The 13,685-nt window shown below is 46.9% G+C and carries 11 protein-coding genes; 8 read left to right on the top strand and 3 right to left on the bottom strand.

Annotated elements, in window-relative coordinates; genetic code table 11:
* Nucleotides 1–98 precede the first annotated feature (98 nt).
* Nucleotides 99–1,112: a LacI family DNA-binding transcriptional regulator gene (locus PPA03S_RS03900; protein WP_062320069.1), complete on the top strand. Its 1,014-nt coding sequence runs from the start codon at nt 99–101 to the stop codon at nt 1,110–1,112.
* A gap of 341 nt (nt 1,113–1,453) precedes the next feature.
* Here PPA03S_RS03900 and PPA03S_RS03895 read toward each other — a convergent pair whose 3' ends face one another.
* The gene (locus PPA03S_RS03895) at nt 1,454–2,518 is read right to left on the bottom strand and encodes a phosphodiester glycosidase family protein (protein ID WP_062320067.1); all 1,065 of its coding nucleotides are present in this window, start codon (nt 2,516–2,518) and stop codon (nt 1,454–1,456) included.
* Nucleotides 2,515–2,925 (bottom strand): uroporphyrinogen-III C-methyltransferase, encoded by a 411-nt coding sequence (locus PPA03S_RS03890; RefSeq protein ID WP_062320066.1) that lies wholly within the window; start codon nt 2,923–2,925, stop codon nt 2,515–2,517. Before PPA03S_RS03890 ends, PPA03S_RS03895 begins: the two co-directional genes overlap by 4 nt.
* A 441-nt stretch (nt 2,926–3,366) precedes the next feature.
* On the opposite strand from PPA03S_RS03890, the gene PPA03S_RS03885 reads away from it, so the two are divergent.
* The 3 genes from PPA03S_RS03885 to PPA03S_RS03875 all read left to right on the top strand — a co-directional run bounded on the left by PPA03S_RS03885 (nt 3,367) and on the right by PPA03S_RS03875 (nt 6,251).
* On the top strand, nt 3,367–4,023 hold the full coding sequence (locus PPA03S_RS03885) for a response regulator transcription factor (RefSeq protein ID WP_062320064.1): 657 nt from the start codon (nt 3,367–3,369) through the stop codon (nt 4,021–4,023).
* A 140-nt stretch (nt 4,024–4,163) separates the two neighbouring features.
* Nucleotides 4,164–5,387, top strand: coding sequence for an aminotransferase-like domain-containing protein (locus PPA03S_RS03880; protein ID WP_062320061.1), 1,224 nt, complete (start codon nt 4,164–4,166; stop codon nt 5,385–5,387).
* 237 nt (nt 5,388–5,624) lie between these two features.
* Nucleotides 5,625–6,251, top strand: a complete 627-nt coding sequence (locus tag PPA03S_RS03875; RefSeq protein ID WP_062320059.1) for an FMN-dependent NADH-azoreductase — start codon at nt 5,625–5,627, stop codon at nt 6,249–6,251.
* 88 nt (nt 6,252–6,339) lie between these two features.
* On the opposite strand, the gene PPA03S_RS03870 is transcribed toward PPA03S_RS03875, so the two are convergent.
* The gene (locus PPA03S_RS03870; protein WP_062320056.1) at nt 6,340–7,185 is read right to left on the bottom strand and encodes a DUF2161 domain-containing phosphodiesterase; all 846 of its coding nucleotides are present in this window, start codon (nt 7,183–7,185) and stop codon (nt 6,340–6,342) included.
* Between the two features lie 360 nt (nt 7,186–7,545).
* On the opposite strand from PPA03S_RS03870, the gene PPA03S_RS03865 reads away from it, so the two are divergent.
* The 4 genes from PPA03S_RS03865 (at nt 7,546) to PPA03S_RS03850 (ending at nt 13,679) form a co-directional block, all read left to right on the top strand.
* Nucleotides 7,546–9,441 (top strand): PrkA family serine protein kinase, encoded by a 1,896-nt coding sequence (locus tag PPA03S_RS03865; protein WP_062320055.1) that lies wholly within the window; start codon nt 7,546–7,548, stop codon nt 9,439–9,441.
* Nucleotides 9,442–9,685: 244 nt separating this feature from the next.
* Nucleotides 9,686–10,690: a globin-coupled sensor protein gene (locus PPA03S_RS03860; protein ID WP_062320053.1), complete on the top strand. Its 1,005-nt coding sequence runs from the start codon at nt 9,686–9,688 to the stop codon at nt 10,688–10,690.
* 129 nt (nt 10,691–10,819) lie between these two features.
* Nucleotides 10,820–11,824 carry a LacI family DNA-binding transcriptional regulator gene (locus PPA03S_RS03855; protein ID WP_062320051.1) on the top strand — a complete coding sequence of 335 codons (1,005 nt, stop codon included), beginning with the start codon at nt 10,820–10,822 and terminating at the stop codon, nt 11,822–11,824.
* Between the two features lie 235 nt (nt 11,825–12,059).
* A complete protein-coding gene (locus PPA03S_RS03850) occupies nt 12,060–13,679 on the top strand; it encodes a response regulator transcription factor (RefSeq protein WP_062320049.1) in 1,620 nt (539 codons plus the stop codon).
* The last annotated feature ends 6 nt before the right edge of the window (nt 13,680–13,685 follow it).

The raw sequence follows: 13,685 nt of genomic DNA, 5'->3' as shown, positions 1-13,685 counted from the left end.
TCGTGTAGATTTTAACCCGTTTATTGAAACATGAATATTTAAGATGTCAGGTCCTTCGGCTTGAAGGGCCTGATGAACATAACAGGGGAGCGAAGAATGTGGTCAGTATCAAGGATATCGCCAAACAGGCGGGAGTTTCGATCTCTACCGTGTCGTATGCGCTAAATGGCAGCAACAAAGTGACAGATGAGACCAGCTCCAAAATTTTGGCCATCGCCAAAGAGCTGAACTATGTTCCGAATGCTGCTGCCAGAACATTGAAAAAGAGAGAATCCAAAATTTTAGGTGTATTTCTGACGGATTTTAGCGGGGATGTATACGGAGACTTGCTTAGTGGCATGAAATCTGTATGTAACGCGCAAGGATACGACCTGATCGTCTGCAGCGGGACACAATCTCATCGGATGCTTCCAGAGCGAATGATTGATGGTGCTGTTATTCTCGACCATACATTTGCGAGCAAGGAACTATTACAATATGCGGACAGAGGACACAAGATCGTCGTTCTGGACCGGGAACTGGATCATCCCAACATTAATCAGGTGTTACTGGACAATAAAGCAGGAGCCACACTTGCAATGGAGCATTTGATTGAACAGGGACACACGAAGATCTATGTCGTGACAGGTCCGGAAGGTTCCTTTGACTCGGCTCAGCGGTTGAAGGCTGTGAGGCAGGTATCGGAGCGGGAAGCAAATGTGGAATGGATTGAGATTACGGGAGATTTCGAGAAGAGTGGCGGAGAACGGGCAGCCGAGCGCATCATTCAGGAATATACGCAGCCTGTGGGGGTATTCTGCCTGAATGACGAGATGGCGATTGGCATGTGTGATCGTCTCGCCGACAGTGAGTTAACTATTGGTCAGGAGATTAATCTCATTGGATTTGATAATATCGAACTCAGCAAATATGTGCAGCCAAGATTGGTCACTATCGATTATTCCAAAAGAAAATGGGGAGCACTTGCAGCTGAACAATTAATTAAGATTATTGCTGGAGAGCCTGTGGATCATGAGCGCATCTATGTAACTTTAGTAGAAGGTGGTTCGGTGAATCGTCAGGTTCAGGAGGGTCTTGTGCAAGCGCAAAGCGAAAAGGCGGTCAGCTATTGACTAGGCGTCCCCTATTTTATCCTGTGGATGAGGTGTCAAACGACGACTGTACAGCAAGAGACAAGGCTTAGAAGAATTGCAGCATTTATTCTTTTAAGCCTTGTCTCTTGTTATTTGATCCGTACAAAAAATGAAAAAGCCTCTCCAAAGGAGAGGCTGGGCCTAAAGGCCTTTTGTTTTGTCATTGTTGTAGGATGAAGTGAGAATGCCTGTAATGAAGAGAGTCAATACGATAGCAATAATCCAAAATGTCAGTGAAAAAGACATACATGGCACCTCCTGTACAATCTCATTTACTTCTATTATAACCATTATATGAAGAAAAGGAATGCTTCACACCATCATTTGTAAAATAAAAAGTGAGTAGGTACCGGTCGGAGGTTCCCATCCGAAGGATTATTCACAACCCGGTTGTTCACGATCAGGGAGGATGATCCGCCGCCATCCAGATTATAGGCGTCGACGACGCCAAGCTTGTACAACCGGCCTTGCAGCTCTTCGAGGGTGGCGCCTGAACTGCCGGCTTCGTTGTACCCGTCAACCACGATGATCAGCAATTGATCATCTTTGTAGTTGCCAATAACAGTACGTGGAGCCCGTTTGGGTGACACTTTCCATTTGTCCGGGATCACCGTCTTCTGTCCGTTCTTCAGCAGCACGGGTACAAATGTGGCTCCGAATTGCGGTTGCAGGCGATCCAGGGAACTTTTGTCGAAAAATTTGCCGCCTACCAGCTTGCCGGAATGATCAAGACCTACAAAAAATAAATCCTTAAAGCTGGCCTGAAAACCGTTCACATACTTGCCGTCCATAACCGTTGTACTCAGCGGGTAGCGTTTACCTCCGCTGTCGGCGAACCCGCCAGCATTAATGCCAGCAATGGCACCATTACGCTTCACCGCCTGCATGGTTGTCTCAGAACGGCCAAGCTCGCTGTCTAAAGCCATTTTCATGGCGGTAGGGTCTTTCAGCTTGATTTTCATGGCATAGCCCTTATAGGAGCCTGGATTGACTCTGTAAAGTTCAATCGTAAGGCGATCACTGTTAATCCGTTCAAACGGAACGCCCAATTTGGATGAGATCCGTTGATTATAGATCGTTTCCGGGCGAGCGGCTTGAACCTTCGCCTTCTGTACAAGGGTAGACATCGTGCTTGTTGTCTGATTGTACAGTTGTGTTGTTCTTTTAATAGAAGAAGAAGTTTGAACCGCAGCTTCTTTTGCCCCTGCAAGCTCCTGGCTAATCGCCTGGGTCTGGGATGTAACGGTCTCTTCAGCCAGACCGGATTCGATGAAGTTTGCAGGTTCAAGCGGTGGACGTATCAGCAGCAGGCATAACATCAGTCCAACAAAAGGAGCAAGTGCAAGCATAAATAAACGATTAACCTGTTTTACCGGTGTAATCATTTGAGCAGATCCATCTTTTTCTGGAGTGTTTCCAGTTGTTTTTTGACTTCGCTCAGCTGGGTATACAATTTGTTGCTGTTGTCGGTTTTATCGTTTGCATTATCCTTGGTAAAAGTCAGCAATTCATTAAAGGACTGCACCTGTCCCTGCAGGTCCGATACTTCCTGAGATATCGTTGTTAGCTGCTTTTCGTAGTCGGCTTTGAGTGCTGCAATCTGCTGCTGATTATGGGTCTGAAGCTGAGTTATCATCTGTTGCTGGAGGTGGTTACTATAATAGTAGGTTCCAAGTACTCCAAGTGCAATGAGAACGATCCACATTACCAGAAACAGCTTGACTGAAGATCCGGCCTTGCCTTTGGCGCTCCGGGTGTGATGGATGTCAGAAGGTTGGGCAGAAGGTTTCATATCATCACTCCTGGTCATTTATAGGTACAAAAAATTTTCCAGTCCTCATTCTATCATGCCACTATTGATTACGCAAAAATGAAATTCTTTAAAGAATAGGATAAAAAGAGATTGCATCGGAAGGAAGTCCTAGGATACAATTTCTTATAGATGCAATAAGTAGGAACTTTGGGCAAGTTTTTCGACTTTTTTAGATAGTAATGCAGGAAAATTATACTATGTTTTGATCTTTTCTGGTTTGAAAAGGCAAAAGTCCTGATGTTGCGACTGCGAAACACAGTAGAAATAGAGCTGTTTTTACAGCTTTCTCGTCTGAAATTCTATTTTTCGACATAATACGACTCTTGCTTCTTCTATACACGGACTGTCGCAGGGGGAGTAGCATCATCATGGCTCAGAGTAGAAAAGGAATTTGTCCAATACATAACAGGGGGAACAACAATGAAAAAAGTATGGCAGGTGGTCATCATAGATATCCACCCCACCAGCATGCTGGGTACGAAATTAATTTTGGAAGAGCAGCAGGATCTGTTAGTGAGGGGTATGACTTCGACCGGGTCGGAAGGCCTTGAGCTGGTGAACATTCACCAGCCTGATCTGATTCTGATGGATTATCGGCTTCCTGAGGGTCAGGCGGATCAGTATATTGCACAGATGAAAAATCTGTCGGCGCATAGCCATATCATTATTCTGACGGATGAAGACAATGTAAAGTTATTTCGACATCTAATCAGCCTTGGTGCAAGTGGTATGCTGTCCAAACAGGCTTCCCCTAGCCAGCTGATCCATCTGATCTCCGGACTTCGTGAGGGATGTGTTTCCATTCCTTTATCCTGGTTAGCCAGTCCGGAGTGGGCTCAGCCTGTCGAATCTCCGGCAGAAGAGCTTATTGTTGAATTAACCGAAACGGAAACTTTTATTATGGAAAGAATTGTACAGGGCGTAACCTATGATAAAATAGCCAGTGAGATTAACGTTAGCAGACGTTCGATTGATAACTATCTGCGTAAAATATATGTGAAGCTGGATGTCAGCAGCAGGGCACAGGCCATTGAACGTTACGCTTTATATGCGAGGCAGACCAAAACCGTATCCTGACGAGCATAGTTCCGGTGATCCCTATGTACAATGACTCGTCAGGTGTTCGATCAGGTCATATTCAGTGCCCAACCGGAATAGGTTGTAGGGGCTGCGGACTGCGAGCACAGTTCGAATAGGGATGAAAGGGGAACGGACCGATGAAATATTTCTTCGCCTCCCGTACAAACAGGCTTCTGTCATCACCGCTGAGGGATATTCGTGAAATGTCTGGCCGGGATTATTTCATTTCGCTGGCAGAAGAACTGCCTGCGGAGGAGCTATTTCCATTCAAACTTCTGGAAGAAGCAGCGGTCTCTGTTTTTAGTTCTGGTCCTTCTGCATTACAATATGGTGAGCCGGCTGGGTACAGACCCCTGAGAGAGTGGCTGGACAAAGACTGGAATGCACGCAAGGGCATACGGACGGTTCCAGAGCAAATTCTATTGACAACAGGTACTCAGCAGGCCATCGATCTTGTGATGCGATTGTTACTTGAACCTGGAGATTCTGTACTGGTTGAGCACCCTACCTCTCCTGGTTGTCTTGAGGTTCTGGAAATGCAGGGTGCCAAAATTGTGCCAGTGACAGGTGATGGCGACGGTATTTTGCCTGACCTCTTGGAGCATCACATGCAGCAGGTGAGACCGAAGCTGCTTTTTGCTGCACCCAGTTTTTCCAATCCGACAGGTGTGCTGTGGAGCATGGAACGTCGTGAGGCAGTGCTGGATCTGTGCTCACGTTATGGTGTGCTGCTTGTGGAGGATGATTCCTATGGCGAACTGCACTTCGATGGTCTGGAGCCAGGGGAATTCTATCGGAGATATCCTTCCCTCTTTGCGCTGGATACAGCGGATCAGGGTGGACATGTTCTCTACATTGGTTCATTTAGCAAAACCGTAGCACCAGCCCTGCGTACGGGTTGGGCTGCCGGACATCCTGCGCTGATCCAAGCTATGGCTTCAGTGAAAAGGATAGCAGATGGGCAATCCAGTCCGATGAATCAGCGCTTGTTATTTCAACTGCTGGCCCATTCTCCTTTTAAATGGAGTGATCACCTGTCCATGCTGAATCGGGAGTATAAAACCAGACTCAAACTGATGCTCGAATTGTTGAAACGTCCGGGCTGGAAGGGGTGCCAGTACAGCATTCCAGAAGGAGGAATGTATCTGTGGGTACAGCTGCCGGATGGATTGGACAGCGGAGCGCTGCTCAAAGCAGCTCTGTTAAAAGGGGTATCTTTTCTTCCAGGTTCTCTGTGCTCTACAGGGACACAGGATCATCGGTACATCCGACTGAACTTCAGCCACCCTGGTCGGGATGAGTTGTTACTGGGCATGAATCTGATCAGTGAGTCCATATCCGAGTTTACAGCCCGGAGCTAGAATGCTTTTAGGAAGATAAAGATTGAATTCAATTAACGCCTGGAACTTTGACTATTGGAAGGTCCAGGCAATTGGATTAGGAATAGATGTGCTGCCCCCAAAGTAATTACGTTATTGCATCCACTAACATTTTTATATATAATATGAATTAATGAGTTGTTGTTTCTTTTATATAAGCTGCATTCATTGCAAGTTCAGGAGAAGCACTCATATATTTTAACTAACGGGGGAACGAACATGTCTAACATTTTATTTGTCAAAGCAAACGACCGTCCTGCAGATCAAGCAGTCAGCGTACAATTGTACGATGCATTTCTGAGCGCATACAAAGAGTCCCACCCAGGTGACACAGTTACCGAATTGGATCTCTACAATACAGATCTTCCTTACTACGGCAACACTGTAATTACGGGTGGATACAAAGCAGCTAACGGCATCGAAGCAACAGCTGAAGAGCAAAAAGCGGCTGCACTGGCAGCACAATTGCAAGATCAATTCTTGGCAGCTGACAAAGTGGTATTTGCGTTCCCACTGTGGAACTTCACTGTTCCAGCACCACTGGTGAACTACATTTCCTACCTGAGCCAAGCTGGCAAAATGTTCAAATACACTGCTGAAGGCCCTGTAGGCCTGGTTGGCGACAAAAAAGTGGCATTGCTGAACGCACGTGGCGGTGTTTACTCTGTTGAGCCTATGGCATCCGCTGAAATGTCCGTAAAATATGTAACGAATGTACTGAACTTCTGGGGTATTCAAAACCCTGAATTGGTTATCGTTGAAGGCCACAACGCTTCCCCTGACCGTTCCCAAGATATCGTGGCAGCAGGTCTGAAATTGGCTTCTGAAGTAGCAGCAAGCTTCTAATAGCATATATAGAAATGCAAAAAGCCTGTTATTTCCTTAAGGAGATAACAGGCTTTTTGCATTTCATTTTTACTTCAAGCTCACTGGCTCAGACATTCCTTTTTGGGAGCAGGTACGGCTCTGCTATTTCCGCAATGTGCTGTAGTCTATCGTCATCACCGTGAATCAGGGAAATATCTATTTCTGGTTCATTTATACTTTGCTCAATCATATCATTATCCTCAAGCATGTGAGCATGATCGGTTAGTGCCTGAACACCCTTAATTGTCAGCACATATCGTCCGCGGGATAGCCGCTCGAACCAGCCATAATAATTTTTTTGCAGAATGGCGGCAGCGGATCCGACACTTGTCTGCTTGGCGAGAAAAGCCGGGGAAGATTCACCCTGAGCACGAAGGGCAGAAGCGATGCGTAATGCCTTTTCCCTGTATGCAGTGACCAACTGCCTGTGTGTGCTTCCTCCTGTATTGTAGTCACCACTCCGCTCGTCGAATTCACGCAGCAGTCGTTGTCTTCGGATTCCGCCCTTGCGGACTCCGGTGCCGCTACCAGACAGGGGAGCTTGGGTAGCAGGTTCGCACAGCACATCGATCAGGGGAGCTTTGGTTTTGTAAAAGGTAACGGTCATGAGCCCCAGACCAAGCTGTCTGCACAATGCTGTCAATTCGCCCCAGCGCTGGTTCACCGCCCCGCGTTTGCTACGATTCCGCTCCACAGCCAAATAAACGAAGGGACTGAGCTTCAGGCGCTGCATTCCTTGGAGCAGCAGAGACAGATTGAATGTTTTTTTCATTTCAACAATGAGTGGTTCATTCTGATCCGGTTTGACCCCGACCAGGTCACAATGTTTGACTTCAGCCTTCACGTCGTAGCCGCGACGTTCGAAAAAAGCCTTTACAGGCGAATATAACTCTGTTTCGTACTGCACTGCCATCGTTTCTGCTCCTTCCTTGAAGTGGCCCGTCTATGGCCATGTTTTGTCCCGTTTTCCGAATTTAGAACCTTCATTATATCATATCCGTTCTTTTTTTTCTGAGGGCATAAGATGTCTGATAGAACAGGGAAAGCCTCAAATTAAGACCTTGGGATTGAAAAAAAGAGGTCAACTTATCCGATTTCCCGCATAGGTATGTAATACACTTTTCACAACAATACAAGTTGTTTGGACAGAGGGTGGCGGGACTAATCCGGACCGCAGATTGGTATTCAAGCAGGAGCCGTAATTCTATTGATTTCTTCATACCATTCGGAATGGTTGACAATCACACTAAAGGAGCCATGGGAGGTACCAAGCATGAATATTTTTGAACGCGTTGCGGAACATCGGGCAGAGAGTGACCGTTTGACATGGAACGGAACATTTGAAGATTATATTGCACTGCTGAGAGAGGACCCGACTCCGGCAATGACGGCTCACGCTCGAGTGTACCAGATGATCGAATCGTTTGGTGTAGAAGAAGTGGGTGGGCACAAACGATACAAGTTTTTTGAACAGGAGATTTTTGGGCTGGATCGGTCCATTGAAAAGCTGGTTGAAGAATATTTCCATTCGGCCGCTCGTCGTCTGGATGTACGCAAACGGATTTTGCTGCTTATGGGACCGGTCAGTGGAGGGAAGTCGACGCTCGTGACGTTGCTCAAACGTGGGCTTGAACAGTTCTCCCGTACAGAGAAGGGGGCCGTGTACGCCATTGAAGGCTGCCCGATGCATGAGGAGCCCCTCCATCTGATTCCACTGGAGCTTCGTCCTGAAGTGGAGAAGGAGATTGGTGTCCGCATTGAGGGCAACCTCTGCCCATCCTGCCAGATGCGGCTTCGCACTGAATACGGCGGAGATATTAGCCGGGTGAAGGTGGAACGGGTCGTGATTTCGGAAGATAACCGGGTGGGGATTGGAACATTTAGTCCATCCGATCCGAAATCCCAGGATATCGCGGATTTGACGGGCAGTATCGACTTTTCAACCATCACCGAATTTGGTTCCGAGTCTGATCCGCGTGCCTACCGTTTTGACGGGGAGTTAAACAAGGCAAATCGCGGATTGATGGAATTCCAGGAAATGCTCAAATGTGATGAAAAATTCCTTTGGAATTTGCTGTCACTGACCCAGGAGGGAAATTTCAAGGCAGGACGATTCGCATTAATTAGCGCGGATGAGATGATTGTGGCGCATACCAATGAATCCGAGTACAAGTCGTTTATATCGAACAAAAAGAATGAGGCGCTGCAATCCCGGATGATTGTCATGCCGATTCCCTACAACCTGAAGGTCTCCGAGGAAGAAAAGATTTACAGCAAGCTCATTCAACAAAGTGATATGAAGCATGTCCATATTGCACCGCATGCCCTGCGGACTGCAGCCATTTTCTCCATACTTACTCGCTTGAAAGAAACGAAGAAACAAGGTATGGATCTGGTCAAGAAAATGCGGATGTATGACGGTGAAGAAGTCGAAGGATACAAAGAAGCTGATTTGCGAGAGATGCAAAATGAATATTTGGATGAAGGCATGTCCGGAATTGATCCACGTTACGTCATTAACCGGATTTCCAGTGCTTTGATTAAGCAAAATCTTCAGTGCATTAACGCGCTGGATATTCTCCGGGCGATCAAGGATGGTCTGGATCAGCACGCATCAATTACGAAAGAGGAACGCGAGCGTTATCTGAACTTTATTGCGTTGGCACGTAAAGAATATGATGAACTGGCGAAGAAGGAAGTGCAAAAAGCATTTGTCTACTCGTTCGAAGAGTCGGCCAGAACGCTGTTCGAAAATTACCTGGATAACATCGAGGCCTTCTGCAACTGGTCCAAAATCCGTGATCCGCTGACAGATGAGGAGATGGACCCGGATGAGCGTCTGATGCGTTCGATTGAGGAGCAGATTGGTATTTCTGAAAATGCCAAAAAGGCGTTCAGGGAAGAGATATTGATCCGCATCTCGGCCTATTCTCGCAAGGAGCGCAAATTCGAGTACAGCAGCCATGACCGCTTGCGTGAAGCGATTGAGAAGAAGCTGTTCACTGACTTAAAGGATATTGTGAAGATCACAACCTCAACCAAGACACCGGATGCGACACAACTGAAACGAATGAATGAAGTGATTAAACGGTTAATTGAAGAACATGGATACACCGCAGCCAGCGCGAATGAATTGCTCCGTTATGTGGGCAGTTTGTTGAATCGCTGACCTGCACCGAACCATTCCGGATCAGGCTCCTGAATCCTGCTGTGAGGCTCCTTCACAGCAGGATTGGGGGCCTTTTTATATGCATTAAGACACAAATCTCTCCACCAAACTGACCAAGGAAGTCAATTCCATGGCAAATTAGTTCGAATGGTATATGTAAAATTAGGCCATTTAGTCTATAATCGATACAGATATTTACAATTTGAACTTTTTTGTGGTTATTAAGGAGCTGACAGAATTAGTTATGAGTATTGCTTTGGCAAGACAAAAACAACTTGATTATATTGGACTAACCGCCGGGGATTTGCAGCTGCTCGCAGATCATCGACCTGCTTTTGTGAAAGTCGTTGACGAAGTTGTGGACCATTTCTACAATCATGTGGGAAATTATCCGGATTTGGTCGACCTGATTGCCCGGTTCTCTACCATTGATCGTCTGAAAGAAACACAGAAGTTATACTGGCTATCCATGACGGATGGTGTGGTTGATGATGCATATATCGATCAGCGCATCGCGATCGGACTGGTTCATTCCCGCATTGGCTTGTCCGAAGATTATTATCTGGGTACCTATATGGTATACCTTGATATTGCGACAAGCATGTTCCAGCAAGTTATCCCTGAAGGCTGGCATCTGATTATCCAGGCGCTTAGTAAAATGTTTAACCTCGATTCACAGCTCGTTTTGGAGGCTTACGAGAAGAAAGAAAAGGAAAAATTAAATCAATTCGCCGAAGATCAACAGCATACCTTGCAGGCCATCACACAGATCACCCAGCAATTGACGGGCATGATTAGTGAATTGAACGAAAATGCAAAGGCGATATCTGATGTCGCCAGGGAAACGGCAGCCTCTCAAGATCAGGCGAATGGACTGTTGGACGAACTGACCAAGGAAATACACCAGATTGGCAAAATGGGGGAGCTCATTCGAGAAATCTCGGATCAGAGTCATCTTGTCGGTTTGAATGCTGCTATTGAAGCTGCACATGCAGGAGAGTTTGGCCGGGGGTTCGAAGTGGTTGCAAGTGAGGTGCGCAAACTTGCCGCCAGCTCCCGAGAGGCCCAAGAGAAAATCCAGACGAATCTGGCCCAGATTATGAAGAAGCTGGGCAGTGTTCAACAGGAATCCAAGCACACAGCCACGGGGGCAAGACGTCAGGCTTCCCGCTCGGAAGAGCTTGCGGTTTTTGCAACGACAATGGAGAAACTGGCACTTGATCTAAGAAAATTGGATCATCAAGCGTAGGCTGTAGCACGGGTTGGAACCATTGATACCGTTTCGGGCTGTTTTAAGCTATAATGGGTAGACAAACCTGCCGATGTCATAGTGATTGCAGCCGGAGACAGGGGATTTGAAAGAGGTTGAGGTGATCAAGTGGCTTCTATTCATGATGTGGCCAAAGAGGCGGGCGTATCTGTTGCAACCGTTTCCAAAGTGCTGAACGATTATCCCGATGTAAGTGACAAAACTCGCAAAAAAGTCAATATAGCTATCGAACTATTGAAATATCAACCGAATGTGGTTGCACGTGGACTTGTAAAACGCCGTTCTTGGACGGTAGGTGTATTGTTGACTGTACCTTTTACCAACCCGTTTGTGTCAGAGCTGCTTGAGGGAATCAAAACAGCGCTCGAAAACAGCGGTTACGATCTTGTTCGCTTATCTACACGTTTTGATGATCCAACATACTCGTTTATTAAACATTGCCGCAGCCGAAATGTGGATGGCGTCGTTGTATTCGGGGAAGGAAGAGACAACAAGAGTATTCAGGAATTGGTTACTGCGGAGATTCCGACGATGTTCATTGATACCGACTTGTTTGGCAAGCGGTCAGGATACATAACGACGGATAATGCAAATGCGATTGCCATGAGCGTCAAACATTTGCATGAGCTGGGTCACCAAAAAATTGCCTATATTTCAGGTACACTTGGGCCTGCCGTAGCGAATCTTCGGCTGGATGGATATCGGGAAGGGCTGCGTGACTGCGGCATTCCATATTCAACCGTGTATCTGGAGGTCTGTGACTACTCTTTCGATGGTGGCAGTAAGGCAGCTCGCCGATTGCTTGCATTGAAGGAACAACCCACGGGGATTGTCTGTGCTTCAGATATGTCCGCTTTCGGAGCGATCCACGAGATTGAAAAGCATGGGTTGCGGGTGCCGGAGGATGTTTCGGTTGTCGGATTTGATAACACGTACTATGCTGAAGTGTTCAAACCGGGCTTAACCACGATTAATCAAAATATTCATTCTATTGGGATCAAATCGATTGAATATCTAATCGCCATGATTGAGAATCCTTCATATTCGCCTCCAGTCATTACGGAGCCATCCAATCTGGTGATCCGTCAAACAACCGCACCTGCGAAAGTGTAATGACGATGGCACGAAGCACAGCTAACAGGCTGTGCTTTTTTGGCGTTACGGATCCGCCCTAATGGTTGGTGGGCTAGAATGAAACCGGAGCCATTCAGGTTAGAGGAAAAGCTGTTGACTTTTTGCCACTTTCCAACTAACAATAAATACCATAAATGATATTTTGTAACCGCTTACTTTGAGTGGTCGATATTCAGGAAAGTAGTGTAGTCCATTCTATCAGGGGGTTGATCTAATGCATCAGGTGCTTTTGGTGGATGACGAAGTATACGCGCGCAAAGGTCTTAGGAAGTTGATTCGCTGGGAAGCATGCGGATTCGAGGTCATTGGCGAGGCCGATGACGGGGATGAGGCTTACGAGCAGATTGAACGGCTACAACCTGATGTCGTCATCACCGACATTCGAATGCCGGAGACGGATGGACTGGAATTAATTCGGCGGACTAACCTGGATGGGGAGCAAAATGAAATAGGCGGGAAAATGCCCTATTTTATCATTGTGAGTGGATATAATGACTTCACTTATGCACAACAGGCGGTGCGGTACGGTGTACAGGACTACATTTTGAAACCGATTGATGAGATTGAACTTGAGGCGACCTTGTGTAGATTGTCAGCAGTGCTGAAGCAACGTAAATCTGCGGAGCAGGAGAAGCGGGAGCGGCAATACATGCGGTGTCTGGAACAGCTGATGTATGGAGAGGCTGATTCTTCTGCTGCTGAGCAATGGTTGGAACTCACGGATACGCAATCAGGGGATATGCTGGCATACCTGCTGTTTGAGTACAACCCGCGATTATGTTCTGATGCACCGAAAATCACATGTGCCGGAGAAGAAGACGTGGCCCAACTCGGTAGCTTTCATCAGATAGTGCGAGCAGTTCTCAAGCGGATGTATCCGCAAGATTCGCTAATGCATCTGAAGCAGCATGGTGAGCGTGTTGGAGTCCTACTTACGGGCAAACATCTGTGTACTGATGCGAACAATTTGCGAAAAACCGTAGAGAAAATACAGTCCAGCTTCATGGAAATGGAAAATATTCGAGTATGTATCTATGCAGGTGCCACCTGTCAAGATCCTCTGCTCATTGGACATGCCTATCAAACGGCTTTAAAGGCAATCGCCTACAAATTCAGTACAGAGGACGATGGGGTCGTGCTCTTCGATGAGGTACAGCATGCACAGGTGCAATGGATGCATACGGATCATGAAAAGCAGCAGCAGCTGCTAAGGTTGATGGAAGAGCAGCAGATGGAGGCCATGGAAGTGACGCTTGGTGACTGGTTCACCGAAATGCGGGCTTCCTGTTATGCCCCGGCTGCTGTGACTTCTGCTGTACATCAACTGGTCTCTTCCGTTGTCTCCATCCTGCAATCGATTCAGGCCGACGTGAAAACAATGACTACGCTTCAACCTGTTCTGGACTGGCAATCCGAGCGGGGGAGGCTGGTGGATGCACACCAATTGCTGAATTTTTTTATGGAAGAAGCAGCCCGGCGGCTGGCTGAACAGCGTCTGCAGATTCAGAAGGGAGCCATGCCCAAGATCAAAAGTTACATTGAGGAAAACTATAGCAAAAATATAAGCCTGAAGAGTATTGCCTCCGAATTTTACATGAATCCGGTGTATCTGGGGCAACGCTTTCGCAAGGTTTACGGCATGTATTTCAATGACTTTTTGCTTCAGCTTCGCATAGAGGAAGCTAAAAGGCTGTTGAGGCAGACGGATTTGCGGGTATATGAGGTGGCCGAGCGGGTGGGGTTCGGGAGCAGTGATTATTTTGCTACTCAATTCGAGAAAATAGAGGCTTCCTCGCCTACGGAATATCGGAACCGTTTGATGGGCGAGGGGTAGGTGATC

Origin of the sequence: Paenibacillus pabuli NBRC 13638, from assembly GCF_001514495.1 — a bacterium.
In the GTDB taxonomy this organism is placed as follows: domain Bacteria; phylum Bacillota; class Bacilli; order Paenibacillales; family Paenibacillaceae; genus Paenibacillus; species Paenibacillus pabuli.
Note: the sequence above shows the minus strand (reverse complement) of the source record. Positions and strands in the feature narration are given on the sequence as shown.

Bases quoted from the DNA above. Each gene is read 5' to 3' on its own strand.
- PPA03S_RS03895 (WP_062320067.1), bottom strand. From the start codon at position 2,518: ATGATTACACCGGTAAAACAGGTTAATCGTTTATTTATGCTTGCACTT.
- PPA03S_RS03890 (WP_062320066.1), bottom strand. From the start codon at position 2,925: ATGAAACCTTCTGCCCAACCTTCTGACATCCATCACACCCGGAGCGCC.
- PPA03S_RS03885 (WP_062320064.1), top strand. From the start codon at position 3,367: ATGAAAAAAGTATGGCAGGTGGTCATCATAGATATCCACCCCACCAGC.
- PPA03S_RS03880 (WP_062320061.1), top strand. From the start codon at position 4,164: ATGAAATATTTCTTCGCCTCCCGTACAAACAGGCTTCTGTCATCACCG.
- PPA03S_RS03875 (WP_062320059.1), top strand. From the start codon at position 5,625: ATGTCTAACATTTTATTTGTCAAAGCAAACGACCGTCCTGCAGATCAA.
- PPA03S_RS03870 (WP_062320056.1), bottom strand. From the start codon at position 7,185: ATGGCAGTGCAGTACGAAACAGAGTTATATTCGCCTGTAAAGGCTTTT.
- PPA03S_RS03865 (WP_062320055.1), top strand. From the start codon at position 7,546: ATGAATATTTTTGAACGCGTTGCGGAACATCGGGCAGAGAGTGACCGT.
- PPA03S_RS03860 (WP_062320053.1), top strand. From the start codon at position 9,686: ATGAGTATTGCTTTGGCAAGACAAAAACAACTTGATTATATTGGACTA.
- PPA03S_RS03850 (WP_062320049.1), top strand. From the start codon at position 12,060: ATGCATCAGGTGCTTTTGGTGGATGACGAAGTATACGCGCGCAAAGGT.